Origin of the sequence: Stenotrophomonas sp. 1337, from assembly GCF_031455455.1 — a bacterium.
GTDB lineage: Bacteria > Pseudomonadota > Gammaproteobacteria > Xanthomonadales > Xanthomonadaceae > Stenotrophomonas > Stenotrophomonas indicatrix.
The window spans coordinates 798,604-824,100 of the sequence record NZ_JAVDSR010000001.1 but is presented as its reverse complement, the minus strand read 5'-3'; the positions used below and the strand labels follow the sequence as shown (position 1 = coordinate 824,100).

Here is a 25,497-nt window from a genome sequence, read left to right as displayed (position 1 = left end):
GTTCGAGGCAACCCAGCGAACGGCACGGCACGACAGGGCCGCGATCCATTAGGCTTGAGCATCCATCGGAGTGCGGGAAGACGATGAACGACAACAGCGACAGTTCCAGCAAGCGTTCCGGCAAGGCGGTGACGGTGACCGACATCGCCCGTGCCATCGGCGTTTCGCGCGCGACCGTGTCGCTGGTGCTGCGCGGCAGCCCGCTGGTCAACGTCGATACCCGCGCCCGGGTCGAGGCTGAGCTGCGCCGCCAGCGTTACGTCTACAACCGCGCTGCAGCGAACCTGCGGCGGCGCACGTCCTCCAGCATCGCCCTGGTCATCAACGATCTGTCCAACCCGTTCTTCGCCGAATTCGCCTCCGGTGTGGACGAGGCACTGGGCGGGCGCGGCTACGTGACCCTGCTCGGCAGTACCGGCGAGTCGCCCGAGCGGCAGCAGGCGGTGCTGTCCACGCTGATGGAACACACCCCTGCGGGCCTGATCCTGTCGCCGGCCGAAGGCAGCGATGCCACGCTGCTGCGGCAGGTGCTGGGCGCCAACGCCAACGTACTGCTGTTCAACCGCGAACTGGAAGGCGCCGACTGGGACTTCCTGACCCTGGACAACCAGCATGGTGCCTACCTGGCCACCCGCCACCTGATCGAGCGCGGTCATCGCCAGATTGCGTTCTTCGGCGGCCACGCGGCATCGAGTTCCTGCCACCAGCGTCGTGCCGGTTTCCAGCAGGCCCTGGCCGAGGCCGGGCTGGCATTGCCGCCGGGCTGGATGATCGAATCTGCACCCAACCGCCTGGAAGCGGCCGCGCGCACCGATGAACTGTTCGTCGACGGCCATCGGCCGAGCGCAGCGGTCTGCTACAACGACACCGTCGCGCTGGGCCTGATGCTGGGCCTGAACTCGCGCGGCATCCGTCCCGGCGGTGACTTCGCGGTGACCGGCTTCGACGATATTTCCGAAGCGTCGGTTGCCGTGCCGCCGTTGACCACACTGACGGCCGACCCGCGCGAACGCGGGCGGCAGGCGGCCTCGCTGCTGCTGCAGCGGCTGGAGGAACCGGATGCGCCACCACGGCGCACGGTCGCCCCGGTACAGTTGCGCATCCGCGAAAGCAGCGCCGCACGTCCGAATTGAATTGATGCTTCGCTCCTGAACTGATTGCACCCTTCCACGCACCAACGACCTTTCGCGCATCGAGGCGCGTACCGCATGCCGATCTCCGCAACGCCCCGCCCATCGGGTTCCCCGGGCAACCAGCCTGCCGTCACCAACGGCAAGGCGCTGGCCGTGGTCACCACCATCTTCTTCATGTGGGGCTTCCTGACCTGCCTCAACGACATCCTGATTCCGCATCTGAAGGCGGTGTTCGAGCTGAACTACGCCAAGGCAATGCTGGTGCAGTTCACTTTCTTCGGCACCTACTTCCTGATGTCGTTGCCGGCCGGGCGGCTGGTTGCAGCGCTGGGTTACAAGAAGGGCATCGTGGCCGGCCTGGTGATCGCCGGCATCGGTGCACTGGGCTTCTGGCCGGCCGCTGAGCTGCGCGTCTATGGCGCCTTCCTCGGTGCATTGTTCGTGCTGGCCACCGGCATCACCGTGCTGCAGGTGGCGGCCAACCCGTATGTCGCGCTGCTTGGTCCGGAGCAGACCAGTTCCAGCCGCCTGACCCTGGCGCAGGCGCTGAACTCGCTGGGTACGGCCATCGCGCCGATCTTCGGCGGCATGCTGATCCTGTCCAATACGGCCATGAGCGGCGAGCAGATCGCCGCGCTGCCGGCCGCCGAGCAGCTCGCCTACCGTACCGCCGAGGCACACGCGGTGCAGGGCCCGTACGTCGGCCTGGCCGTGGCGCTGGTGCTGCTGGCCCTGTTCGTGTTCCTGTTCCGCCTGCCGGCGTTGAACGACACCACCGAGCAGGCTGACCAGGGGCATCAGCACAGCTATCTGGATGCGCTGCGCAAGCGCCACCTGCTGCTGGGCGTGCTCGGCATCTTCTTCTACGTCGGTGCCGAAGTGTCGATCGGCAGCTTCCTGGTCAACTACCTGTCGATGCCCACCATCGGCGGTTTCAGCGAGCAGGAAGCCACCCACTATGTGTCGGCCTACTGGACGATGGCGATGATCGGTCGCTTCGCCGGTTCGGCGCTGCTGGCGCGCTTCTCGCCGAGCCGCCTGCTGGCGATCTTCGCGCTGGTCAACGTGGGCCTGCTGACGCTGACCATGATGACCTCCGGCAATGTCGCGCTGTACTCGGTGGTGGCGATCGGCCTGTTCAATTCGATCATGTTCCCGACCATCTTCGCGCTCAGCATCGAGCGCCTGGGCCCGCTGACCAGCAAGGGTTCGAGCCTGCTGATCATGGCCATCGTCGGTGGCGCGGTGGTGCCTTACCTGCAGGGCGTCCTGGCTGACCACATCGGTGTGCAGGCCAGCTTCATCCTGCCGCTGCTGTGCTACGGCTACATCATTTTCTACGGACTGGTCGGCGCCCGCGCGCCGGCTGCCGGCACGCAGGGAGGCTGAGTCGAAAATGGGTTCCATCGTCTGCTTCGGCGAAATTTTGATCGATCTACTAGCGCAGCCGCCGGCCTCGGCCGATACCCCGCGCGCGTTCCTGCAGTACGCCGGAGGTGCACCGGCCAACGTCGCGGTGGCCGCCGCGCGGCTGGGCGCGAAGACCCAGTTCGTCGGCATGCTCGGCCGCGACATGTTCGGCGACTTCCTGGCGGAGAGCCTGAGCGAACACGGCGTCGGCACCGACTACATCGTGCGTACCGACGCGGCCAAAACCGCGCTGGCCTTCGTTGCACTGGACGCGGGCGGCGAACGCAGCTTCAGCTTCTACCGTCCGCCTGCCGCCGACCTGCTGTTCCGTGACAGCGATTTCCAGGCGGGCTGCTTCGATGGCGCGCAGTGTTTCCACGTCTGTTCCAACAGCCTGACCGAAGCGGACATCGCCGAAGCGACGTTCGCCGGCATGGACCGTGCGCGTGCGGCCGGCGCGGTGGTCAGCCTGGATCTCAACCTGCGTCCGGCGCTGTGGCCGACCGATGTCGACCCGACACCGCGCCTGTGGCAGGCGCTGGAGCGCGCCGACCTGGTCAAGCTGTCGCGCGAGGAACTGGACTACCTGGCCGCCCCGCTGGGCGATGACGGCGAGGCGCTGGTGCTGCGCCGCCTGCTGGCCGCGCAGGCACGCTGGGTGATCATCACCGACGGCGCCGCCACGCTGCATTGGTATACCCGTGAAACGCAGGGCAAGGTCAGCAGTTTCCGCGTCGCCACCGTGGATACCACCGCTGCCGGTGATGCCTTCGTCGGCGGCGTGCTGGTTGGCCTGCTGGAGCGGGGTGGGGCAGGTGCGGGCTTTGCCGCGTTCTGCCAGGACCCGCAGGCGATCGCCGCCACGCTGCGCTTCGGCGCCGCCGTTGGCGCACTGGCGGTGACCCGCAAGGGCGCGTTCGCCGCGATGCCCTCGTTCGATGAAGTGCAGCAGCTGCTGCAGCTACAGGATCTCCCCGCATGAGCACCTCGCCCGATTTCCGTTCCCCCGCGTTCCTGCGCGCCCACATCGCCGATACGATGGCGTTCTACCATCCGCGCTGCATCGACCCGAAGGGCGGCTTCTTCCATTACTTCCGTGACGACGGCAGCATCTACGATGCCAGCCATCGTCATCTGGTGAGCAGCACCCGCTTCGTCTTCAACTACGCCATGGCCTACCGCGAATTCGGCAACGCCGAGTATCGCGACGCGGTCGAGCACGGCGTGCGCTACCTGCGCGAGGTTCACCGCAACCCGGCCACCGGCGGCTACGCCTGGACCCTGCGCGATGGTGTGGTAGAGGACGACATGAACCACTGCTACGGCGTGGCCTTCGTGCTGCTCGCCTACAGCTGTGCGTTGAAGGCAGGCATCGAAGAAGCCCGCACGTGGATGGACGAAACCTGGCAGCTGCTGCAGGCGCGCTTCTGGGAGGCCGAGCACGGCCTGTACAGGGACGAGGCCGACGGCCAGTGGAACTTCACCGGCTACCGCGGCCAGAACGCCAACATGCACATGTGCGAGGCGATGCTGGCCGCGTTCGAGGCCAGCGGCGAGCAGCGCTATGTCGAGCGCGCGCTGCAGCTGGCCGACAACATGACCCGCCGCCAGGCGGCAAAGGCCGGCGGTCTGGTCTGGGAACACTACGACGTCAACTGGAACATCGACTGGGACTACAACCTGGACGATCCCAAGCATCTGTTCCGGCCGTGGGGCTTCCAGCCGGGGCACCAGACCGAGTGGGCCAAGCTGCTGCTGATCCTGGACCGACACGTGCAGGCCGACTGGCTGGTGCCGACCGCGCAGCATCTGTTCGATGTTGCCGTAGAGCGCAGCTGGGACGAGGTGCGCGGCGGCCTGTACTACGGCTTCGCCCCGGAGTCGCGCCGGCAGCCGGGCATGGACGGCGCGCCGATCGGCGGTGACAGCTTCGTCTGTGACGACGACAAGTATTTCTGGGTGCAGGCCGAGACCCTGGCCACCGCCGCGCTGATGGCCGCGCGCACCGGCGACGACCGCTATTGGCAGTGGTACGACCGTATCTGGGCGTACTCGTGGGAGCACTTCGTCGACCATCGATACGGCGCATGGTTCCGCATCCTCGACGCCGACAACCGCAAGTACAGCGATGAGAAGAGCCCGGCCGGCAAGGTGGATTACCACACCATGGGTGCGTGCTACGAAGTGCTGAACGTCGTGCGTTGAGGTCTGCCGCGCTGCGCGCTCGCCGGACGTGGTCCGGCGCTACCGTGGCGTGTGGCATTGGTAGCGCCGGGTCATACCCGGCGGAAAAACAGGAGTATCACGTGCATCGCATTTTCAACGCTGTCCGTCTGCTGCTGTTGTTGATCGCCCTTGGCGCCTTCCCGGCAGGCGCCGCACCGCTGCAGGCGCAATGGGAGTTCCGGCTGCTGCCCGGCGACGCGCAGGGCGCGGCCCATCCTGGCCTGCAGCAGTGGCGCGCGGCCACGGTGCCAGGCAGCGTGCACACCGATCTGCTGGCGCATGAGCTGATCCGCGATCCCTACGTCGGTGCGCCCGAAGCCGAGCTGCAGTGGATCGGTCTGGCCGACTGGGAGTACCGAGCCCGTTTCGATGTGGACGCTGCCAGCTTGGCAAAGGCCCATGCCGAGCTGCGCTTCGACGGCCTGGACACCTATGCCGAGGTGACGCTCAACGGCAAGCCGCTGCTGCGCGCCGACAACGCCCACCGCACCTGGCGCGCCCGCGTCGAAGGTCGCCTGCGTGCGAAGGGCAATGAGCTGCAGATCGTGTTCCGTTCGCCGATCCGCACGCTGCTGCCCGGCGTGCAGGCAATGCCGCACAGGATTGCCGGCAACTATCCTTCGCCCTACGGTGATGAACCCAAGGACGCGATGGTCGGCAACTTCGCGCGCAAGCCGGCGTACCACTTCGGGTGGGACTGGGGCCCGCGCTACGTTACTGCCGGCGTCTGGCGGGGCGTTGACCTGCAGGCATGGGATGCGCATCGGTTGACCGATGTGGCCGTACGCACTGATGCGCTTGATGCAGAAAAGGCAAAGCTGGCGGTAGTGCTGCAGGTGGAACAGGACGCGGTCGCCGCTCCGATTGCGGTGGACGTTGAAGTGCGGGATCCCGACGGCCGCAGCGTCGCACGGGTGCAGCGCACGGTCGAACTGAAGCCCGGCCGGAACAGCGTGGAGGTGCCGGTTGAACTGGCCAAGCCGCGGCGCTGGTGGCCGGTCGGCCATGGTGCGCAGGACCGCTACACCGTGCAGGCGCGCCTGGACGGCAGTGCCGATCCGGTGCTGGCGCGCGAACAGCGCATCGGCCTGCGCACCGTCGAACTGCGCCGCGAGCAGGACGACAAGGGAGGGCAGGGCTTCGCCTTCGTCATCAACGGGGTGCCGATCTTCGCCAAGGGCGCGAACGTGATCCCCTTCGACGCCTTCCCCGCGCGCGTTGATGCTGCGCGCCTGCGCCAAGTACTGGTCGCCGCGCGCGATGCCAACATGAACATGCTGCGCAACTGGGGCGGCGGCTACTACGAGGACGATGCGTTCTTCGACATCGCCGACGAACTTGGCCTGCTGGTCTGGCAGGACTTCATGTTCGGCGGTGGCATGCAGCCGGGTTACGACCCGGCATTCCGCGCCAGCGTGGTCGCCGAGGCGCGCGACAACGTGCGCCGGCTGCGCCACCATCCCAGCATCGTGCTGTGGTGTGGCAACAACGAAGAAGAAACGGCGTGGAAGGACTGGGGCCACGGCCGCGACCTGAAGTCCGCCGATCCGGCGTTCGCAGCGAAGGTCTGGCAGGGCTACGTTGACCTGTTCGGCAACGACCTGCGCCAGGTGGTGAGCGAAGATGGGTTGGGCGTGCCGTACTGGTCCAGTTCGCCCAGCAACGACCTGGACGAGAAGGCCAACGACTCCACCCGTGGCGACAAGCATTACTGGCAGGTGTGGGGCAATCCGGCATTGCCGGTGCAGGCGTATCTGCGCGAGACCCCGCGCTTCATGTCCGAGTACGGCCTGCAGGCCTGGCCAGCGGTGGCGACGGTGGACCAGATCGCCACCCGTGCCGAACAGCGAATCGACAGCCCGGTGATCCGTGCGCACCAGAAGTTCATGGCCGGCGAGGGCAATACACGCCTGCTGCATTACATCGAGCTGGGCTACGGCACGCCGAAGGACTTCGAGGACTTCGTCTACCTGAGCCAGGTGATGCAGGCCGATGGCATCGCCCTGGCGGCGCTGCACCATCGTGCTTCGCGGCCCTACACGATGGGCTCGCTGTATTGGCAGCTCAACGATGTCTGGCCGGGAGCATCGTGGTCGAGCGTGGACTACTTCGGTCGCTGGAAGGCGCTGCACTATGCCGCGCGGCGCTTCTTCGCGCCGGTTGCGGTGGCCGCACTGCGTGATGAAGGCAGTACGCGCGTGCGCCTGATCAACGATGGTGCCGCGCTGGATGCACGTTGGCGCCTGCGGGTGATGGACGTGGAGGGCAAGGTGCTGCGCCGACGCGAGCAGGCGGTGACCCTGGCTGCCGCCGGGGTGACCGATATCGGCACCTACGCGGATGCCGAGCTGCTGGCCGGCGCCGATCCGGCGCGGACGGTGGCGGTGTTCGAGCTGCTGCAGGATGGCAAGGTGACGGCGCGGCAGGTGGTCGGCTTCGTCGAAGCCAAGGACCAGGTGCTGCCACGCCAGCAGTTGACGTCAACGCTGGCGATCGACGGTGACCACTATCGCCTGCGGCTGCACAGCGCTGCGCTGGTGCGCGCAGTCTGGATCGATTTCGGCGCGCTCGACGTGCAGGTGGAAGACAACCTGCTGGACCTGCTGCCGGGCGAAACCCGCGACATCGCCGTGCGTGGCCCGGTGGATCTGGCCGCGTTGCGCGAGGCGTTGAAGGTGAAGACCCTCAACGATCGTTGAGAGAGGCGCCCTGGTAGGTGCCAACCTTGGTTGGCACGCTTTGGGCGGGCATTACGAATGCCAACCGAGGTTGGCATCTACCAAAGGCGGTTTCCCGCAGCGTACCCCGGTAGCGCCGGGCCATGCCCGGCGAGCGCAGCGGATAGCTGTTAGAACTGGATCTGCTGGAAGTTCTCGACGCGATCATGGCCGTTGGCGGCGTCGCCGATGCGCGGCATCGGGTAGTCGTCCAGGCGATCGATCAGGCGTGTCTGCAGGCCGGCTTCGCGGGCGGCGTCCAGTTCCTCGACCACGTCGGACAGGAACAGGATCTCGCCAGCGGGAACGCCGATGGCCTGCACGATGTGGCGGTAGCTGTCAGCCTCGCGCTTGCCGCCCACTTCGGTATCGAACCAGCCCGACACCAGCGGACTCAGGTCACCGGCGTCGCTGAAGCCGAAGAACAGCTTCTGCGCCGGCACCGATCCGGAGGAGTACACATACAGCGGCAGGCCCGAGGCGTGCCACCCCTTCAACACCGGCGCTACCTCCGGGTAGAAGTGCGCGGTGTAGTCGCCACGACGGTAGCCTGCGTCCCAGATCAGCCCCTGCAGGGCCTTCAGTGCGGTGTGCTTGCGGTCCTGGTCGATCCAGCCCTGCAGCGTCTCGGCCACCAGGCTGTCCTGGCAGGCGCCGCCGATCTCGGTGGCGACTGCATCCAGCCAGCGACGCACCTCCGGTTGCTGGCCATGGTCGGCGACGAAGCCGGGCAGCGCCTGGCGTGCGTACGGGAACAGCACGTTCTTGACGAACGAGATGCTGCTGGTGGTGCCTTCGATGTCGGTCAGGATGACGCGGGGCTGCATTGATCAGGACGCCTGGGTCGGAATGTAACGGGGGAATTTCTGCGCGATGTCGGTGCCGGTGAAGTGACCGACCCAGCCATCCGGTTCGGTGAAGAAGCGGATCGCCACGAAGCTGGGCTCATCACCCATGTCGAACCAGTGGGTGGTGCCGTCGGGCACGGCGATCAGGTCATCCTTCACGCACTCGATCTCGTAGACCTTGTCGCCCACGTGCAGGGTGAACAGGCCCGAGCCGGCGACGAAGAAGCGTACTTCGTCTTCCTTGTGGAAGTGTTCGTCGAGGAATTTCTTCCTCAGCTCGGCGCGGTTCGGGTTGTCCGGGGCGATCGAGGCCACGTCCACGCTCTTGAAGCCGCGTTCGGCAACCAGGCGGTCGATGTCGGCGCGGTAGGCGGCGAACACTTCGTCCTGGCTTGCGCCCGGGGCGACCGGCGCGGTGGCCTGCCAGCGTTCAAAGGTGACGCCGATCTTCTGCAGTTCGGCAGCGATGATCGCGCCGTCCTGGGTGTCCAGCAGCGGCGATTCGGGATGGGTATCGTCGTAGATGCGCAGTCGGCTCATGGCGGCAGCTTGAACGTCTCGGGGAAGGACAGGGTAGCAGGGTGGCATTGATGGCCTGATTCCAGAACGGCATCTGGCCGTGCCGGAAACTTCAGCGGCGCAGCTTGCGCAGCTCCAGCTCGCAGTGCAGCAGGAATTCGAACGCTTCCATGTGCCGCCGTGCTTCGGCCATGTCGCGGCCCCAGGCATACAGGCCGTGGCCGTCGATCAGGTAGCCCCAGAGGGTCTGCGTGTCGAGCAGGGCGTCGACCTGGGCCGACAGCACGTCCATGTCCTGGGTGTTGGCAAACACCGGGATGTCGATGGCCATCTCGTGGGTGCTGTTGCCCGCGAAGGCCTTCAGCAGTTCGTAGCCTTCCACCCGGATATGGCCCTGCGGTGCATACAGGCGCGAGGCGATGGTCTGCACCGGCGAATGCGTATGCAGCACGCAGCCGATCTCCGGGAAGCGGCGATACAGCTGGGTATGCAGCAGGGTTTCGGCAGACGGGCGCAGCGGGCGGCCGACGGCCTTGCCATCGAAATCCACGACCATGATGTCGTCTTCAATAAGGCGGCCCTTGTCCTTGCCGGAGACGGTGATCGCGGCGTGGCGGTCGTCCAGGCGGTGGGAAAAGTTGCTGCTGGTGGCCGGGGTCCAGCCGGCCTGGGCCAGTTCGCGGACGTTGTCGATCAGCAGCTGGGCCAGTTCGCTCAGGCGCGCGGTGTCGTAGGGGAAGGTGGGGGTGTTCATGGGGGCGATTTTACTGGATTCGGCCAACGGCTGAGCCCCTCGTGGCTGGTCGCGTAGAGCGGTTCATGGGGTGGGCGGGCCAGCCACGGAGTGGAGAAGGAAAAGCGAAAGCGGGTCGCTTCGCTGCGCGTGCTCGGAGCGGAGCATGGCTCCGCTCTACAGTAGATTCGTCCCCGAACATTCATTTCCCGGAACGCTTCATCCACGCATGGCGTGGATCTACCGGACGGGGCAGGAGACTGTCGGAGGTGGGGCGGGTTGGGTTCGCGGGGGTGTCCGCGGCATGGATGCCGCGGCCAAGCCTCCAGGGACGGATTCACGGCGTCCCCCGCGAATCCAACCCGCCCCGCCAAACCCTCAGCCCAGCTGTTGCCGTTGCTTCGGCTTCAACGGTGGGTGCAGGGCCGCAGGCCCTGCAATGCAGAAAACCTTACTTCCCGCGCAGGCGGCTGTGTTTGAACCCGTAGAAGAAGTAGATCACGAAGCCGACAAACGTCCACACGCCCATCAGCATCCAGTTGTGCAACGTCATCGCCGACAGCAGCGCCAGGCAGCTGATCACGCCCAGGCTGCAGACCAGCCATGCACCCGGAATGCGGAACGGGCGCGGCAGGTCGGGCTGCGTGCGGCGCAGGATCAGTACGCCGGCGCAGACCGCCGCGAAGGCGATCAGCGTGCCCATCGAGGTCAGCTCGCCGAGGATGTCCAGCGGGAACAGCGCCGCCAGCAGGGCGATGCCGATGCCGGTGATGACGGTGTTGATATGTGGCGTGCGGTACTTCGGGTGGATCTTGGTGAACACCGGCGGCAACAGGCCGTCGCGGCCCATGATCATGAAGATGCGCGGCTGGCCGATGATCATCACCAGCACCACCGACGACAGGCCGATCAACGCACCGATTTCCACCACCACGCGCAACCAGCCCAGCTGCGGATGCGCGGCCACGGCGGTCACCACCGGCTCATCGGTGCCCAGCAGCTGGTAGGGCACCAGGCCGGTCATGACCGCGGCCATCGCGATGTACAGCACCGTGCAGATCACCAGCGACAGCATCATGCCGATCGGCATGTCGCGCTGCGGTTTGTGTGATTCCTGCGCGGCCACCGATACCGCTTCGAAGCCGATGTAGGCGAAGAACACCATCGCCGCGCCACGCAGCACGCCTTCCATGCCGTACTTGCCGGGGCCTTCGTTGGCCGGGATGAACGGCGTCCAGTTGCTGGTGTCCACGTACTTCCAGCCGACCACGATCACCAGCACGATCAGCCCGGTCTTGAGGATGACCATGGCCATGTTCATCGCCGAGGATTTGCTGATGCCGACGTAGCACAGCCAGGTCAACAGCAGCACCAGGATCGCGGCGGGAATGTTGGCGATGGCGCCGGTGGGCCGCAGCTGCGCATCCAAGGGGGCGCTGACCAGCGCCGCCGGTAGATGGATGTCGAAATGGCTGAGCAGGCTGAGGAAATACCCGGTCCAGCTGACCGCCACGGCCGAGGCGGAGACGCCGTACTCGAGCACCAGCATCCAGCCGATGAACCAGGCCGAGAGCTCGCCGAAGGTGGCGTAGGTATAGGTATAGGCGCTGCCGGACACCGGCACCATCGCCGCGAACTCGGCATAGGCCAGGGCGCAGAAGGCGCAGCAGATCGCGGCCAGCACGAACGAGAGCATGATGGCCGGGCCGGCGTGGTTGGCTGCGGCCTGGCCGGTGATGACGAAGATGCCGCCGCCGATCACGGCGCCGATGCCGAGTGCGGTCAGGCCCCAGGGCCCGAGGTGGCGACGCAGGCTCAGGCCGTTGGCGTCTTCATGGGCGGCATGCGGATGCTTGGTGGCCCACAGTTGCTTGAACATGTGTGGTGGTCTTGTGCGATGCGCCCGGTGACCGGGCGCGGGCGGAAATGCTTGCGGATATCGACGGGCCGGCGCAGGGGCCGGCCCGTCGGGAGGATCAGGGCGACTTGGCCAGCTTGCTGTGGCGCATGCCGTAGCCGAAGTAGATCAGCAGGCCCAGCACGGTCCAGCCTACGAACAGGTGCCAATGCACCACGAACGCCTGCCAGAACAGGAACAGGCACGACAGCGCGCCCAGCGGGCAGATCACCCACACCAGCGGCACGCGGAACGGACGGTGCAGCTCCGGGCGGGTGTAGCGCAGGATCAGCACGCCGATGCAGACCGTGGCGAAGGCCAGCAGGGTGCCCATGGAAACCAGTTCGCCCAGCACGTTCAGCGGCACCAGGCCGGCCAGCGACGCGGCGATGACGCCGACCACGATCGTGGCCCAGTACGGCGTGCGGAAGCGCTTGTGGACCTTGCCGAACACTTTCGGCAGCAGGCCATCGCGCGAGATGGTGTAGGCGATGCGGGTCTGGCCCATCATCATCACCAGCACCACCGAGGACAGGCCGGCGATCGCGCCGATTTCCACCGCGGTCTTCAGCCAGGACAGGCTCGGGTAGGCTTCCAGCGCGGTGGCCACCGGCTTGTCGGTGCCCAGCAGGTGGTAGGGCAGCATGCCGGTCAGCACCGCGCAGACGATGATGTAGACGATGGTGCACACCGCCAGCGAGCCGAGCAGGCCGATCGGCATGTTGCGCTGCGGGTCCTTGGTTTCACCGGCGGCGGTGGAGACCGCATCGAAGCCGATGTAGGCGAAGAACACGATGGTGGCCGCGCGGAACACGCCGCTCCAGCCGAACTCGCCGGACACGCCGGTGTTTTCCGGGATGAACGGGTGCCAGTTGGCCGGGTCCACGTGGGCCGCGCCGATGCCCACGAACAGGCAGATCACGAAGACCTTGATGGCCACGATGATCGCGTTGACGAACGCGGACTGGGTCACGCCCACGTACAGCAGGCCGGTCACCGCCGCCACGATCAGCACCGCCGGCAGGTTGAACAGCTTGCCGGAGGCGGCGAACTCGTGCCCGTTCCAGGCGATCGGCGCCGCGCTCAGCGCGTCCGGGAACGGCATGTGCAGCGTGGTGGTGATGAAGCTGATCAGGTACGCCGACCAGCCCACCGCGACCGAGGCCGAGGCGAACAGGTACTCCAGCACCAGGCACCAGCCGATGAACCAGGCCATGCCCTCGCCGAGCGTGGCGTAGGAGTAGGAATAGGCGCTGCCGGAGACCGGCATCATCGCTGCGAACTCGGCGTAGCACAGGCCGGCCAGCGCGCAGGCGATGCCGGCGAACACGAACGACAGCATGACTGCCGGGCCGGCGTGGTTGGCCGCGGCCTGGCCGGTAAGCACGAAAATGCCTGCGCCGATCACCGCACCAATGCCAAGCATGATGAGGTGTTTCGCCGTGAGGGTCCGTTTCAACGTGGCTTCGCCATCCAGGCTGCCTTCGATGGGTTCGCCGGCATCGACGTGCCCGGCCGGTTCGACCGGCTTGACCCTCAACAGAGCTTTCAGCATGCAGTACTTCCTGATGATCGGATTGGGAGGGCCGCCAGTACATTGCCGGCGGCCTGGAATCGTGAAAGCCGTGCGAACGGCCCGCTGTACCTTAGCCAATGCTGAAGGCACCGCACAAGCGCAAACGCAACAATGAACGGCGATAATGGCAGGTATTTTTCCAGGCACCCCGCATTCATGAGCGAAACCACCGAATCCCTTGCCGCACTTGACGATCGCTTGCGCGGCCTGCTGCATGACTATGCGCGCAAAGAACCCGCCCACGACGCCCTTGCTGCCGAATTCAGCACATTGATCGACGATGCGGAAGATGCATTCCGCCGCGAACGCCTGGCCGGCCACTTCACCGCCAGCTGCTGGCTGGTCAGCGCCGATGGCCAGCGGCTGCTGCTGACCCACCACCGCAAGCTGCAGCGCTGGCTGCAGCTGGGTGGCCACGCCGACGGCGACCGCGATCTGGCCCGGGTAGCGTTGAAGGAAGCCGAGGAGGAATCGGGCCTGAGCGGCCTGGTGCTGGATGACCCGGCCATCTTCGATATCGACAAGCACTGGATTCCCGAGCGCAAGGATGTGCCGGGGCACTGGCACTACGACGTGCGTTTCGTGATCCGTGCGCTGGGGGGAGAGGATTTCGTGCTCAGCGAAGAGTCGCTGGAGCTTGCCTGGCGACCGGTGGCCGAGGTCGCCAGCGATCCCCAGTCGGACGAATCGATGCAGCGCATGGCGCGCCGTTGGCTGGCGCGCTGAAAGACGCATCCACGCCACGCGTGGATGACGCAATGCCGGACGCATTCCGCCGGGCCACGCCCGGCGACGTACATCTCAATACAGGATGCGGGTGCGCAAGGTGCCCGGAATCGCCGCCAGCTCGTCACGCACCGCGCTGGCCTGCTCCTCGCTGGCGGTGATGTCGATCACCACGTAACCCACCTTCGGGTCGGTGCGCAGGAACTGGCCGTCGATGTTGACGTTGTGCCGCGAGAAGATCTCGTTGACCTTGGACAACACGCCCGGCACGTTCTGGTGGATGTGCAGCAGGCGCAGGCTGTCGGCGTGCTCGGGCAGGGTCACTTCCGGGAAGTTGACCGCCGACAGGGTGCTTCCGTTGTCGCTGTAGCGCACCAGCTTGGCCGCCACTTCGATGCCGATGTTGTCCTGCGCTTCCAGCGTGCTGCCGCCGACGTGCGGGGTCAGGATCACGTTGTCGTGGCGGGTCAGCGGCGATTCGAAGATATCGCCGTTGCCCTTCGGCTCGACCGGGAACACATCCAGTGCAGCGCCACCGATGTGGCCGCTGGCCAGTGCTGCATCAAGCGCATCGATGTCGACCACGGTGCCGCGCGCGGCGTTGATCAGGTGCGCGCCGCGGCGCATCTTCGCCAGCTCGGTGCTGCCGATCATCCACTGCGTGGACGGCGTCTCCGGCACGTGCAGGGTCACGATGTCAGCACGCGCCAGCAGGTCGTCCAGGCTGGCCGCCGCACGGGTATTGCCCAGCGACAGCTTGGTTTCCACATCGTGGAAGATCACCTGCATGCCCAGCGATTCGGCCAGCACGCCGACCTGGGTGCCGATGTGCCCGTAGCCGATGATGCCCAGGACCTTGCCGCGCACCTCATGGCTGCCGCTGGCCGATTTCGACCAGCCGCCGCGATGGCATTCGGCATTCTTCTGCGGGATGCCGCGGGTCAGCATGATCGCTTCGGCGATCACCAGTTCGGCCACGCTGCGGGTATTGGAGTAGGGCGCGTTGAATACCGGAATGCCGGCCAGCTCGGCCGCATCCAGGTCGACCTGGTTGGTGCCGATGCAGAAACAGCCGACCGCGATCAGGCGCTTGGCCTCGGCCAGCACCTCGGCACTGAGCTGGGTGCGCGAGCGGATGCCGACGATGTGGGCTTCGGCGATGCGCGCCTTCAGTTCGTCCTCGGGAAGCGCCTTGGTGTGCGCCTCGATCTGGCTGTAGCCGGCGGCGCTGAACACCTCCACGGCGGTCTGGCTGACCCCCTCCAGCAACAGCACGCGGATATCCTGCTTCGGGAACGAGGTCTTCTTCGGCGACATGGGGCGGCACGGCCAGTGGGACAGGGGCTGACCACTATGCCAGATCGCAACGCCCATGGTGCAGTGCGCAATTGGTTGCAACTGCAGCTATTGAAGGCTCTGCAGGGCTGGACGCTGGGCCCGGCCACTGGCACGCTTGCCCGTTCTTCACGCCCCGCGCTGGACCGTCATGACCGATTCCCGCATCGCCTCGTTGCAGCAGGCCTGTCCCGGCCTGAAGCTGAAGACCGACCCTGCCGACCTGGAGCATTACGGCCGCGACTGGACCCGGCGCTGGACACCGGCGCCGCTGGCGATCGCGTTGCCGGCCACGGTTGAAGAAGTGCAGGCGGTGATGCGCTGGACCGCGGCCGAGGGCGTGGCGGTGGTTCCCTCCGGCGGTCGCACCGGCCTTTCCGGCGGTGCGGTAGCGGCCAATGGCGAGCTGGTGCTGAGCCTGGAGCGGATGAACAAGGCGCTGGACTACGATGCGGTCGACCGCACCCTGGTGGTGCAGGCCGGCATGCCGCTGGAGGCGCTGCACAACGCGGCCCTTGAACATGGCCTCATCTATCCGGTGGACTTCGCGGCGCGCGGGTCGTGCTCGATCGGCGGCAACATCGCCACCAATGCCGGTGGCATCCGGGTGATCCGCTACGGCAATACCCGTGAATGGATCGCTGGACTGAAAGTGGTTACCGCCACGGGCGAACTGCTCGAGCTCAACAAGGGCCTGATCAAGAACTCCAGCGGCTACGATTTCCGCCAGCTGCTGATCGGATCGGAGGGCACGCTGGGCGTGATCGTCGAGGCCACGGTGAAGCTTACCGACCCGCCGCCGGCCAGCAACGTGATGCTGCTGGCGCTGCCCAGCTTCGATGTGCTGATGCAGGTGTTCGCCGCCTTCCGTGCGCGGCTGCAGCTGCAGGCCTTTGAATTCTTCACCGACCGGGCGCTGGAACATGTTCTGGCCTATGGTGCGCAGGCACCGTTCGATGAGGTGCATCCCTATTACGTGGTGACCGAGTTTGCTGCCGGTGACGAGGCGCAGGAAGCGGCGGCGATGGCGGCCTTCGAGGACTGCATGGGCAACGGCTGGGTCAGCGACGGCGTGATCAGTGCCAGCGATGCCCAGGCGGCGCAGCTGTGGCGGCTGCGCGAGGGCATCACCGAGGCGCTGGCGCGCTACAAGCCCTACAAGAACGATGTCTCGGTGCGGATCTCGTCGATGCCGGCGTTCCTGGCCGAGACCCAGGCGCTGATCGGCGAGGCCTACCCGCACTTCGACGTAGTCTGGTTCGGCCACATCGGCGACGGCAACCTGCACATCAACGTGCTCAAGCCGGACGGCACCAGCGACGCGGACTTCGTAAGCCAGTGCGAGCATGTCACCAAGCTGCTGGCGCAGGTGCTGGCGCGCTTCAATGGCAGCATTTCGGCCGAGCACGGCATCGGCCTGGTCAAGAAGGGCTACCTGGACAGCACCCGTGGACCGGCCGAGATCGCGCTGATGAAGGCGGTCAAGCGCGCATTCGATCCCGAAGGGCGGCTGAATCCCGGCAAATTGTTCGACCTTTGACACAGGCAAAGTCTTCACCCAGCCGTTACGCTCCACCCACCCAATCGATGAACTCCCCGACCATGATCCGTCCGTTCCTGCTGCTTGCCCTGTTGTCCCTGCCGCTGGCCGGCGTCGCTTCGAGTTTTGCCGGCACCTCGGCCGGTTCGGCGACGGGCGCCTCTTCGGGTTCCTCGGGCAGCAGTTCCGGCGATGACAAGGTGGTGCTGGCTGCCCGCGATGATGCGGCTGCGTTTGTCGCCAGCGATGGCCAGATCCGTGGCGCGCGCCTGCAGGCGGCACTGGTGCACCTGCGTGAGCAGGATGCAGCTGCGCAGCAGCAGAGCGACCTGCAGCTGGCACGCGCCCTGCTGGCGCGTTGATCCAGCGCCCGGGTAGTGCCGGCCGCTGGCCGGCAACCTCATGACACCTGCGTGGAACGCTGCCGGGCATGGCCCAACGCGACGGAGGCGGATGGGCTGGCTCGCTGCGTTGGCGTGGCTGGTCATTCCAACAGCCCATGCCGCCGACCGCCTGCAGCTGGACCCGGCCGGGCTGAGCCCGGCGCAGCAGCAGGTAGCAATGCAGACACTGGCTGATGTGCAGTCGTTGCTGCCCGACGGCCTGCTGCGTGCCTTGCCCGCGCAGGTGCAGGTCGGCTGGCGTGACGACCTGCCCGCCAACGTGCATGGCCGTGCCTTCGCCGGGGGCATCGCGCTGCGCCGCGACCTGCTGGACGACGATGTAGCCGGTGCTCGACGCGCACGGCGCAGTGCGCTGGTGCACGAACTGACCCATGTTGCCGACCGCACGGGAGCGCACTGGTCACGCAGTGCCCGTTGGCGTGACCTTGCAGGTTGGCAGCGCAAGCCCTGGCATCTGGGCCGCGGTGACAACGCCTTCCGCGACCGCAGTCCCGATGCCTACGAACTGACCGACCCGGCCGAGTACCTGGCGGTGAACGCCGAACACTTCGTGCTCGATGCAGAGTTCGCCTGCCGCCGTCCGGCCTTGGCGCAGTGGTACCAGGCGCATTTCGGTACGCCGCCCTCACTGCCCGCGCCGCACTGTGCGGGCACCGTTCCGCTGCTGCAGGCCGATGCGGAAGAGGGCGCTGCATCGCTGCTCGCACTGGACCCGGCGCGGGCGTATGCCGTGGACTACCTGTTCGCCGAGGGCAGTGCGCAGCCGATGAGCCGCTGGGGCCACAGCATGCTGCGGCTGGTGATCTGCCGTCCTGGGCGCGCACCGGGCCCGGACTGCAGGCTGGACCTGGAGCATCATCGGGTGCTGTCCTTCCGCGCCTTCGTCGGCGATGTGCAGATCTCCAACTGGCGCGGGCTGACCGGTGGTTATCCTTCGCGCCTGTTCGTGCTGCCGCTGCAGCAGGTGGTGGACGAATACACCAAGGTCGAGCTGCGCGGACTGGCCTCGCTGCCGCTGCAGCTGGACCGCAGCGAGATCGCCAGCCTGCTCGAGCGCACCGCCCAGGTGCACTGGAGCTATGACGGTCGCTATTACTTCGTCAGCAACAACTGCGCGGTGGAGACGGCGAAGCTGCTGCAGGCCGGTGTTCCGCGCCTGGGCGATGCCGGCCTGGCACAGCTGAGCCCGCGCGGGCTGCGCCGCCGCCTGGCGCGGCTGCACGCACTGGACGAGCAGGTGCTGGCCGATCCCGCGCAGGCCCTGGCGCAGGGCTACTACTTTGCTTCTGCGCGCGACCACTACCAGCAGTTGTTCGCGGTTGCCGCCGCGCAGATGGCGCTGCCGGCGCGCGATGTGCGCGCATGGCTGGCGCTGCCGGCGCAACAGCGCGCACCGTGGTTGCTGCGTGGTGATGTACGTGCCAGTGCCGGCCTGTTGCTGCTGGAACAGGCGGCGCAGCGGCGCGCGGAGCTGCGTGCGCGCGATGCACTGAAGCGACGGTTGCTGGCCAACCCGGACAGCAGCGCTACCCGCTCGCTGCGCGCGTTGCTGGAACAGAGCGGGCAGTGGTTGCGGCCGGGCCAGTTGCTGGCCGACGCTGGCTACGGCCTGCCGCAGGCGGACGAACAGGCGGAGGTGGCACGGGCAGCGGCCGCTGCCAGCGTACAGGCGGTACCCGCTTGGCAGGCGCTGCGCGTGCAGCTGCGCGCGCAGTTGCCGTCATCACAGCAGCGCGAGCTGGATGACATCGACCGCAATCTCGCTGTGTTGGGTGCGCACGTGCGTGAGCAGGCGGCCGCAGTGCCGCCTACTGGCGCGGCAGCTCGATGATGAAACGACTGCCGCCGCTGGTGCCCGGGGTGCAGTAGACCTGGCCGCCGTGCGCATCGGCGATGGCCTTGACCACCGCCAGGCCGAGGCCACTGCCACCGCCCAGGCGCGATCGTGAGCCGTCGCCGCGCATGAATGGATTGAAGATGTCCGCGTGCAGGGCCGGGTCGATGCCCGGGCCTTCGTCTTCGATCGCCACCTGTACATGGGCCACGGTGTCATGCACGGCGATGCGTACCTTGCCCGGGTTGGCATAGCGGCGCGCGTTTTCCAGCAAGGCCAGCAACGCCTGCCGCAACCGCGTCGGGTCGCAATGGGCGGGGTGTTCCTCGCGGCTGGTTTCCAGCTCCAGCACGAAGCCGGCGCTGCGGAACGCGGGATCCACCAGGGTCATCACCGAATGCACCTCGGCCACCACATCGGTACGGGCGCGGCGCACGTCGAGGCGCGCGTTGTCGGCCAGGCTCAACACCCGCAGGTCCTCGATCAGCCGTGACAGGCCCTCGACCTGCGCCAGCAGGCTGCGGAACTGCGACTCATCGGGCTGGAACACGCCTTCGGCCAGGCCCTGCAGGCGGCCGCGCAGGATCGTCACCGGTGTGCGCAGTTCGTGGGCGATGGCCGCGTGCCACATCACCCGTTCGCTTTCCATATGCTGCAGGCGGCGTGCCATTGCGTTGAAATCGTCCACCAGCGCTGCGACCTCGCCGGGCGAGTTGGCCTCAGCCGTGGCGCGCGCCCCGAGATCGCCGCCAGCCAGCGCACGCACGCTGTCCACCAGTGAATTGAGCGGCGACAGGATGCGGTGGGCCAGTCGAAACGAGGCGGCAATCGCCAGCGCCAGCCCGGTCAGGATCACCCCGACCATCCAGGCCAGCTCCGGTCCGCTTGGCAGCCAACCTTCCGGCTCTTCGGCGCTGGCCGGGAAGAACTCGATCAGTACGGCGTACAGCAGCCACGAAGAGAGGATCACCATCACGATGACGCCAACGACCATCAGCGACATCGATACGATGATGTGCCGGCTGAGCCCGGAGCGGCGCATCAGCGGTCGGTCATCAATCGGTAGCCGACACCGCGCACGCTGGCCGGAATCTGGGTGAGACCCACTTCGTCCAGCTTGCGCCGCAGCTTGCTGACATGGCTGTCCACGGTGCGTTCCAGTGCTTCGCTTTCCGGCAGGCATTCGTGCATCAGTTCGCTGCGGCTGAAGATCCGTGACGGGGCCAATGCCATGCAATGCAGCAGCTTGAACTCGGTGAGGGTCAGCAGCAGCTCGTGGCTGTAGCCGTCGCCCTCCACATGCACCGCGTGGGTGGCGGTGTCGATCAGCAGCGGGCCCACGCGCAGGGCGCTGGGCGCATCCGCCCGCGGGCTGCGCAGCGTACGCCGCAGTACTGCACGCACGCGCGCCGCCACTTCTGCCGGGTTGAACGGCTTGACCACATAGTCATCGGCACCCATCCGCAATGCGGTCAGCTTGTCCAGATCCTGGTCCAGCGCGGTCAGCATGATCACCGGCGTTTCGCCGCGCTGGCGCAGCTGGGTCAGCACGCTCCAGCCATCCAGTCGCGGCAGCTGCACGTCCAGCAGCACAAGGTCCGGGCGCATGCTGCGATGCAGGTCCAGGGCGATCTGGCCATCGGCCGCACGCAGGGTGCGCAGGCCCTCGCGTTCAAGGTAGGCGGCAAGGATGTCGGCGATCTCGGCTTCGTCCTCGACGATAAGGACCAGCGCCGCGAGGGCAGGGGAGGCATGCATGGCAAGGCGAGGCCGGAAGGTGCTTGTCCTCCATCGTATCTCCACAGTTCCTCCATCGAAACCCCATCATCGCCACGCACACTGCGCGCTTCATGATTCCTCAGCCGCGTCTGCGGCACTGTGCACAGCAATGAGAACCTTCAGGACTCCGGTCGCGCTGGTCGCGGCCTTCGCCTTGGCCATGACGGCCTGCTCCCGCCCCGAACCCACCGTCGAAGCCGTGCCGCGTGTCAGCGTGGTCACCGTTGGCCCGCAGGTGGTGCAGCGCGATGATGAACTACCCGGTCGGGTGGCGGCGGTGCGCACCGCGCAGATCCGTGCGCAGGTCGGCGGCATCGTGCAGCGCCGGATGTTCGAGCAGGGCGCGGAGGTGCATGCCGGAGAGCCTCTGTTCCAGATCGACCCGGCGGCGTTCCGCGCCGACGTCGATTCGGCGCTGGCTGCCCTGCAGCGCAGCGAGGCGGCACTGGGTCGCAGCCGGGTGCAGTCACAGCGGCTGCAGGCATTGGCGGCCGCACAGGCGGTCAGCCAGCAGCACCGCGACGATGCCAGTGCCGAGCATGAGCAGGCCCGGGCGGCGGTCAATGAGGCGCGCGCGATCCTTGCGCGACGCCAGCTCGACCTGCGCTACGCCACGGTCAGCGCACCGATCGATGGCCGCATCGATCAGGCGCTGGTGACCGAAGGCGCGCTGGTCGGCGTCGCCGATGCCGAGCCGATGGCGGTGGTGCAGCAGATCGACCAGGTCTACGTGGACGTGCGCCAGCCTGCTTCGCAGCTGCAGTCCCTGCAGCGCAGCGCGGTGGACGGCGAGTTGCCGGTGACGATCATCGGCGCGGCGGGTACGCCGCTGCCCGAGCGCGGCCGGCTGCTGTTCTCCGGTGTCAATGTCGATGCTCGCACCGGCGATGTGATCCTGCGCATCCTGGTCGACAACCCGGAGCGGCAGTTGTTGCCGGGCATGTACGTGCGTGCGCGGGTGCCGCGTGGTGCGCCGGCCAGCGCGTTGCTGCTGCCGCAGCAGGCAGTGCTGCGCAGCGCCGGTGGCCAGGCCTATGCCTGGGTCATCGCCGCCGATGGCAAGGCGGTGATCCGCACGCTGGAGGTGGACGGCAGCGTCAACCGGCAATGGCTGGTGCGGCACGGCCTGAAGGCCGGCGAGAAGGTGGTGGTGGAAGGCCAGGAGCGCCTGCAGGAAGGCGTGCTGGTCGATCCGCGCGACTGGCAGGTGCCGGTCGCCAGTGCCAGCGCACCGCCGACATCCGAACGCCAGGGCTGAGCCCTTCCAGGAACCTACGACATGGCCCGTTTCTTCATCGATCGCCCGGTATTTGCCTGGGTGCTGGCGATCTTCGTCATCCTGGCCGGCGTGCTGGCCATTCCGCGGCTGGCGGTCGAGCGCTACCCGGCGGTCGCACCGCCCAGCGTCAGCATCTATGCCAGCTATCCCGGCGCCAGCCCGCAGACATTGAATGATGCGGTGGTTGGCCTGATCGAGCGCGAGCTGTCCAGCGTCAAGCATCTGCTGTACTTCGAATCGTCCGTGGACACCTCCGGTGAAGCGTCGATCACCGCCACCTTCAAGCCCGGCACCGATCCTGAGCTGGCGCAGGTGGACGTGCAGAACCGGATCAAGGCGATCGAGCCGCGCCTGCCGCGCAGCGTGCGCCAGAACGGCCTGTTCGTGGAGGCGGCCGACTCCGGGTTCCTGATGCTGGTGGGCCTGCGCTCACCCGATGGCAGTGTCAGCGAAGCGGCGCTGGGCGATTTCATGGCGCGCAACATCATCGAGGAGCTGCGACGCATCGACGGCGTCGGCCGCGTGCAGCTGTTCGGTGCCGAACAGGCGATGCGGATCTGGCTGGACCCGACCCGCCTGACCGGCTACGGCCTGACCATGGGCGATGTCGCCAGCGCGATCGAGCAGCAGAACCTGGAGATCTCGCCGGGCCGCATCGGCGATTCGCCCGGTGTTCCCGGCCAGCGCATCACCGTGCCCTTGAGTGCCGAAGGCCAGCTGTCCACGCCCGGGCAGTTCGCGGCGATCGTGCTGCGCGCCGGTGCCGATGGTTCGCGCGTGCTGCTTGGCGACGTTGCCCGGGTCGAACTGGGCGCGCAGAGCTATGCCTGGGGCACGCGCGAAGATGGCTATCCGGCGACGGCCGCCGGCGTGCAGCTGCGCCCCGGTGCGAATGCGGTGCGTACTGCCACGGCGGTGCGCGAACGCATGGCCGACCTGCAGCCGCTGCTGCCGCAGGGTGTCGAATCCAGCATTCCGTTCGATACCGCGCCCTTCGTGAAAGTATCGATCCAGAAGGTGCTGCAGACCCTGATCGAGGCGATGCTGCTGGTGTTTGCAGTGATGTACCTGTTCCTGCAGAACTGGCGCTATACGCTGATCCCCGCCCTGGTCGCGCCGATCGCGCTGCTGGGCACCTTCGCGGTGATGCTGGCGCTGGGGTTCTCGATCAACGTATTGACCATGTTCGGCATGGTGCTGGCGATCGGCATCATTGTTGACGACGCGATCGTGGTGGTCGAGGGCGTGGAGCGGATCATGGCCGAAGAGGGGCTGCCGCCGCGCGAGGCCACGATCAAGGCGATGCGTGAGCTGACCGGTGCGGTGATCGGCATCACCCTGGTGCTGACGGCGGTGTTCATCCCGATGGCGCTGGCCAGTGGTTCGGTTGGTGCGATCTACCGCCAGTTCAGCGTGGCGATGTCGGTGTCCATCCTGTTCTCGGCACTGCTGGCGCTGAGCCTGACCCCGGCGCTCTGCGCGACGCTGCTGCGGCAGGGCACACGTGGTCACCATGGCCGCGGCGGCGTCTTCGGTGCTTTCAACTGCGGCTTCGAGCGCATGACCGGGCGTTACCAGCAGGGCGTGGCGGCCGTACTGCGGCGCAGTGGCCGGGTGATGGGCCTGTTCGCTGCCTTGCTGGTGGCATTGCTGATCGGCCTGCATTGGTTGCCGGGTGCGTTCCTGCCGGAAGAGGACCAGGGCTATTTCATGACCTCCATCCAGCTGCCGGCCGAAGCAACCGCCGAGCGTACGCTGGCGGTGGTCGAAGCCTACGAACAGCATGTCGCCTCGCGGCCGGCGATCGCGTCCAACCAGGCCATCCTCGGCTACAGCTTTTCCGGTTCCGGCCCAAGTGCGGCGCTGACCTACACCATGTTGAAGGACTGGGGTGAACGCGGCGGCAGCACCGCATCGGACGAGGTGAAGGCGGCGCAGCAGGCCATGGCAACGGTCCCGGAAGGCGAGGTGATGAGCGTGATGCCGCCGGCCATCGACAGCCTTGGCCGTTCCTCCGGCTTCTCGCTGGCGCTGCAGGCGCGTACCGGACAGGGCCAGGCCGAGCTGCGCGCTGCCCTGCAGCAGCTGTTGAAGCTGGCAGAGGCAAGTCCGTTGCTGGCCGAAGTGAATGCCGATGGCCTGCCGGCGGGCAGCAATGTCCGGCTGGACATCGATCGCGCCAAGGTCGAAGCGATGGGCGTGGCGTTCACCGACATCAGTGCCACGTTGTCGGCGGCAATGGGCTCGCAGTACGTCAACGATTTTCCCAATCGTGGGCGCATGCAGCAGGTGATCATGCAGGCCGATGCGCCGTACCGGATGGAGCTGGAGGACGTGCTGAAGCTGTATGTCCGCAACAGCGAAGGCGGCATGGTGGCGCTGTCCGAACTGGTCACCCCACACTGGACCGAGGCGCCGCTGCAGCTGCAGCGTTACCTGGGGTTCCCGGCATTGAATCTGTCCGGTGCACCTGCCGGCGGCGTGTCCACCGGCCAGGCGATGGTCGAGATGGAGCGCCTTGCCCAGCAGCTGCCAGCGGGTTTTGCCCTGCAGTGGACCAGCCAGTCGCTGCAGGAGCGTGAGTCCGGCGCACAGGCGCCGTGGTTGCTGCTGCTGTCGATGCTGGTGGTGTTCCTGGTGCTGGCGGCGTTGTACGAGAGCTGGTCGATCCCGCTTGCGGTGATGCTGGTGGTGCCGTTGGGCCTGCTCGGCGCTGTTGCTGCGGTGTTGCTGCGCGGGATGCCCAATGACGTGTTCTTCAAGGTCGGCATGATCACGGTGATCGGACTTTCGGCGAAGAACGCGATCCTGATCGTCGAATTCGCCCGCCAACTGCAACAGCAGGGACGCGGTCTGGTCGAGGCGACCATCGAAGCAGCACGCCTGCGATTGCGACCGATCGTGATGACCTCGCTGGCGTTCGCGCTGGGCGTGGTGCCGCTGATGCTGGCGCAGGGGGCTTCAAAGGAAACGCAACAGGCCATCGGTACCGGTGTGTTCGGCGGCATGGTCAGTGCGACCGTGTTGGCCGTGTTCTTCGTGCCGGTGTTCTATGTGGTGGTGCAGGGGGCGCAGCAGTGGCTTGCTCAGCGCCTGCGCCGACGCCGGCCGACGCCGGGAGGGAGCGTGGATGGAAAACAGGTGGATGGAAAGCAGGAACCCTGAGGGCCTGTACGAGGCGCAGCTGCGCGTGTTGGAGCAGCAGCTGCGGGATGCGCTGCTGGACGGCGACCATGGCGCAGCCACTGCGCTGCTGTCACCGGTGTTGTTCATGATGGATGGGCAGGGCGGGCGGGTGCTCGAGCTGCCCTGGTTGAGGGACTGGCAGCAAGGGCGCCTGCAGATTCTTGCGCTGCAGGTGCATGCAGTTGAAACGCTGCTGTGTGGACGCCTGGCGTTGTTGTCCGGCGATGTTCAGCTGCATGTGCATTGGCGGGGACGCGAACACATGCAGCGCTTGCCCCTGTTGCGCGTCTGGACAAGCGCTTCCAGTGCCAGCGGCGCGCAGCTGCTGTCGATGGCGGTGCTGGCAGGCTGAACA

20 protein-coding genes are annotated in these 25,497 nt (G+C 66.9%); 12 read left to right on the top strand and 8 right to left on the bottom strand.

Translation table 11 applies throughout. The features are described from left to right. Nucleotides 1-83: 83 nt before the first annotated feature. The 5 genes from J2X70_RS03685 (at nt 84) to J2X70_RS03665 (ending at nt 7,468) form a co-directional block, all read left to right on the top strand. Entirely contained in the window at nt 84-1,133 is a 1,050-nt protein-coding gene (locus tag J2X70_RS03685; protein ID WP_025874798.1) for a LacI family DNA-binding transcriptional regulator, read from the top strand. Between the two features lie 75 nt (nt 1,134-1,208). Then, the gene (gene fucP / locus J2X70_RS03680; RefSeq protein WP_025874796.1) at nt 1,209-2,522 is read left to right on the top strand and encodes an L-fucose:H+ symporter permease; all 1,314 of its coding nucleotides are present in this window, start codon (nt 1,209-1,211) and stop codon (nt 2,520-2,522) included. A gap of 7 nt (nt 2,523-2,529) precedes the next feature. Next, nucleotides 2,530-3,525, top strand: coding sequence for a carbohydrate kinase (locus tag J2X70_RS03675; protein ID WP_105163976.1), 996 nt, complete (start codon nt 2,530-2,532; stop codon nt 3,523-3,525). Next, nucleotides 3,522-4,748: an AGE family epimerase/isomerase gene (locus tag J2X70_RS03670; protein WP_099842387.1), complete on the top strand. Its 1,227-nt coding sequence runs from the start codon at nt 3,522-3,524 to the stop codon at nt 4,746-4,748. Before J2X70_RS03675 ends, J2X70_RS03670 begins: the two co-directional genes overlap by 4 nt. Before the next feature lie 101 nt (nt 4,749-4,849). Beyond that, nucleotides 4,850-7,468, top strand: coding sequence for a glycoside hydrolase family 2 protein (locus tag J2X70_RS03665; protein ID WP_309908982.1), 2,619 nt, complete (start codon nt 4,850-4,852; stop codon nt 7,466-7,468). Between the two features lie 149 nt (nt 7,469-7,617). Here the strand turns inward: J2X70_RS03665 and mtnC are convergent, their stop codons facing one another. The 5 genes from mtnC to J2X70_RS03640 form a co-directional block, all read right to left on the bottom strand. Beyond that, nucleotides 7,618-8,313, bottom strand: a complete 696-nt coding sequence (mtnC, locus tag J2X70_RS03660) for an acireductone synthase (protein WP_099842389.1) — start codon at nt 8,311-8,313, stop codon at nt 7,618-7,620. Nucleotides 8,314-8,316: 3 nt separating this feature from the next. Then, entirely contained in the window at nt 8,317-8,874 is a 558-nt protein-coding gene (locus tag J2X70_RS03655) for an acireductone dioxygenase (RefSeq protein ID WP_025874787.1), read from the bottom strand. 91 nt (nt 8,875-8,965) lie between these two features. Continuing rightward, complete coding sequence (locus J2X70_RS03650; RefSeq protein ID WP_059064090.1) at nt 8,966-9,607, bottom strand: methylthioribulose 1-phosphate dehydratase; 642 nt, start codon at nt 9,605-9,607, stop codon at nt 8,966-8,968. 430 nt (nt 9,608-10,037) lie between these two features. Next, nucleotides 10,038-11,465 carry an amino acid permease gene (locus J2X70_RS03645; RefSeq protein ID WP_032975512.1) on the bottom strand — a complete coding sequence of 476 codons (1,428 nt, stop codon included), beginning with the start codon at nt 11,463-11,465 and terminating at the stop codon, nt 10,038-10,040. 97 nt (nt 11,466-11,562) lie between these two features. After that, a complete protein-coding gene (locus J2X70_RS03640; protein ID WP_025874781.1) occupies nt 11,563-13,038 on the bottom strand; it encodes an amino acid permease in 1,476 nt (491 codons plus the stop codon). A 132-nt stretch (nt 13,039-13,170) separates the two neighbouring features. Here J2X70_RS03640 and J2X70_RS03635 point away from each other — a divergent pair, with 132 nt between their 5' ends. Beyond that, the gene (locus J2X70_RS03635) at nt 13,171-13,785 is read left to right on the top strand and encodes an NUDIX hydrolase (RefSeq protein WP_099783846.1); all 615 of its coding nucleotides are present in this window, start codon (nt 13,171-13,173) and stop codon (nt 13,783-13,785) included. A 75-nt stretch (nt 13,786-13,860) separates the two neighbouring features. Here J2X70_RS03635 and serA read toward each other — a convergent pair whose 3' ends face one another. Continuing rightward, on the bottom strand, nt 13,861-15,102 hold the full coding sequence (gene serA, locus J2X70_RS03630; protein ID WP_032975510.1) for a phosphoglycerate dehydrogenase: 1,242 nt from the start codon (nt 15,100-15,102) through the stop codon (nt 13,861-13,863). Nucleotides 15,103-15,271: 169 nt separating this feature from the next. On the opposite strand from serA, the gene J2X70_RS03625 reads away from it, so the two are divergent. The 3 genes from J2X70_RS03625 (at nt 15,272) to J2X70_RS03615 (ending at nt 18,895) form a co-directional block, all read left to right on the top strand. Then, the gene (locus tag J2X70_RS03625; protein ID WP_309908977.1) at nt 15,272-16,660 is read left to right on the top strand and encodes an FAD-binding oxidoreductase; all 1,389 of its coding nucleotides are present in this window, start codon (nt 15,272-15,274) and stop codon (nt 16,658-16,660) included. 62 nt (nt 16,661-16,722) lie between these two features. After that, entirely contained in the window at nt 16,723-17,022 is a 300-nt protein-coding gene (locus J2X70_RS03620; RefSeq protein WP_032975508.1) for a DUF2388 domain-containing protein, read from the top strand. A 40-nt stretch (nt 17,023-17,062) separates the two neighbouring features. Next, nucleotides 17,063-18,895, top strand: coding sequence for a DUF4105 domain-containing protein (locus tag J2X70_RS03615; RefSeq protein ID WP_309908976.1), 1,833 nt, complete (start codon nt 17,063-17,065; stop codon nt 18,893-18,895). Here the strand turns inward: J2X70_RS03615 and J2X70_RS03610 are convergent. Both J2X70_RS03610 and J2X70_RS03605 read right to left on the bottom strand, forming a co-directional pair. After that, a complete protein-coding gene (locus J2X70_RS03610; RefSeq protein ID WP_025874770.1) occupies nt 18,873-19,940 on the bottom strand; it encodes an ATP-binding protein in 1,068 nt (355 codons plus the stop codon). The genes J2X70_RS03615 and J2X70_RS03610 overlap by 23 nt on opposite strands. After that, nucleotides 19,940-20,656, bottom strand: a complete 717-nt coding sequence (locus J2X70_RS03605; protein WP_309908975.1) for a response regulator — start codon at nt 20,654-20,656, stop codon at nt 19,940-19,942. Before J2X70_RS03605 ends, J2X70_RS03610 begins: the two co-directional genes overlap by 1 nt. Before the next feature lie 130 nt (nt 20,657-20,786). On the opposite strand from J2X70_RS03605, the gene J2X70_RS03600 reads away from it, so the two are divergent. Genes J2X70_RS03600 through J2X70_RS03590 form a run of 3 tightly spaced genes read left to right on the top strand, consistent with a single transcriptional unit; the run spans nt 20,787 to nt 25,494 of the window. Then, the gene (locus J2X70_RS03600) at nt 20,787-21,935 is read left to right on the top strand and encodes an efflux RND transporter periplasmic adaptor subunit (protein WP_059064094.1); all 1,149 of its coding nucleotides are present in this window, start codon (nt 20,787-20,789) and stop codon (nt 21,933-21,935) included. Nucleotides 21,936-21,956: 21 nt separating this feature from the next. After that, the gene (locus J2X70_RS03595) at nt 21,957-25,121 is read left to right on the top strand and encodes a multidrug efflux RND transporter permease subunit (protein WP_309908973.1); all 3,165 of its coding nucleotides are present in this window, start codon (nt 21,957-21,959) and stop codon (nt 25,119-25,121) included. Further along, nucleotides 25,102-25,494: a nuclear transport factor 2 family protein gene (locus J2X70_RS03590; RefSeq protein ID WP_309908971.1), complete on the top strand. Its 393-nt coding sequence runs from the start codon at nt 25,102-25,104 to the stop codon at nt 25,492-25,494. Before J2X70_RS03595 ends, J2X70_RS03590 begins: the two co-directional genes overlap by 20 nt. Nucleotides 25,495-25,497 lie beyond the last annotated feature (3 nt).

Coding starts and splice junctions, on each gene's coding strand:
- J2X70_RS03685 (WP_025874798.1), top strand. CDS start 84: ATGAACGACAACAGCGACAGTTCCAGCAAGCGTTCCGGCAAGGCGGTG.
- fucP (WP_025874796.1), top strand. CDS start 1,209: ATGCCGATCTCCGCAACGCCCCGCCCATCGGGTTCCCCGGGCAACCAG.
- J2X70_RS03675 (WP_105163976.1), top strand. CDS start 2,530: ATGGGTTCCATCGTCTGCTTCGGCGAAATTTTGATCGATCTACTAGCG.
- J2X70_RS03670 (WP_099842387.1), top strand. CDS start 3,522: ATGAGCACCTCGCCCGATTTCCGTTCCCCCGCGTTCCTGCGCGCCCAC.
- mtnC (WP_099842389.1), bottom strand. CDS start 8,313: ATGCAGCCCCGCGTCATCCTGACCGACATCGAAGGCACCACCAGCAGC.
- J2X70_RS03655 (WP_025874787.1), bottom strand. CDS start 8,874: ATGAGCCGACTGCGCATCTACGACGATACCCATCCCGAATCGCCGCTG.
- J2X70_RS03650 (WP_059064090.1), bottom strand. CDS start 9,607: ATGAACACCCCCACCTTCCCCTACGACACCGCGCGCCTGAGCGAACTG.
- J2X70_RS03645 (WP_032975512.1), bottom strand. CDS start 11,465: ATGTTCAAGCAACTGTGGGCCACCAAGCATCCGCATGCCGCCCATGAA.
- J2X70_RS03640 (WP_025874781.1), bottom strand. CDS start 13,038: ATGCTGAAAGCTCTGTTGAGGGTCAAGCCGGTCGAACCGGCCGGGCAC.
- J2X70_RS03635 (WP_099783846.1), top strand. CDS start 13,171: ATGAACGGCGATAATGGCAGGTATTTTTCCAGGCACCCCGCATTCATG.
- serA (WP_032975510.1), bottom strand. CDS start 15,102: ATGTCGCCGAAGAAGACCTCGTTCCCGAAGCAGGATATCCGCGTGCTG.
- J2X70_RS03625 (WP_309908977.1), top strand. CDS start 15,272: ATGACCGATTCCCGCATCGCCTCGTTGCAGCAGGCCTGTCCCGGCCTG.
- J2X70_RS03620 (WP_032975508.1), top strand. CDS start 16,723: ATGATCCGTCCGTTCCTGCTGCTTGCCCTGTTGTCCCTGCCGCTGGCC.
- J2X70_RS03615 (WP_309908976.1), top strand. CDS start 17,063: ATGACACCTGCGTGGAACGCTGCCGGGCATGGCCCAACGCGACGGAGG.
- J2X70_RS03610 (WP_025874770.1), bottom strand. CDS start 19,940: ATGCGCCGCTCCGGGCTCAGCCGGCACATCATCGTATCGATGTCGCTG.
- J2X70_RS03605 (WP_309908975.1), bottom strand. CDS start 20,656: ATGCATGCCTCCCCTGCCCTCGCGGCGCTGGTCCTTATCGTCGAGGAC.
- J2X70_RS03600 (WP_059064094.1), top strand. CDS start 20,787: ATGAGAACCTTCAGGACTCCGGTCGCGCTGGTCGCGGCCTTCGCCTTG.
- J2X70_RS03595 (WP_309908973.1), top strand. CDS start 21,957: ATGGCCCGTTTCTTCATCGATCGCCCGGTATTTGCCTGGGTGCTGGCG.
- J2X70_RS03590 (WP_309908971.1), top strand. CDS start 25,102: ATGGAAAGCAGGAACCCTGAGGGCCTGTACGAGGCGCAGCTGCGCGTG.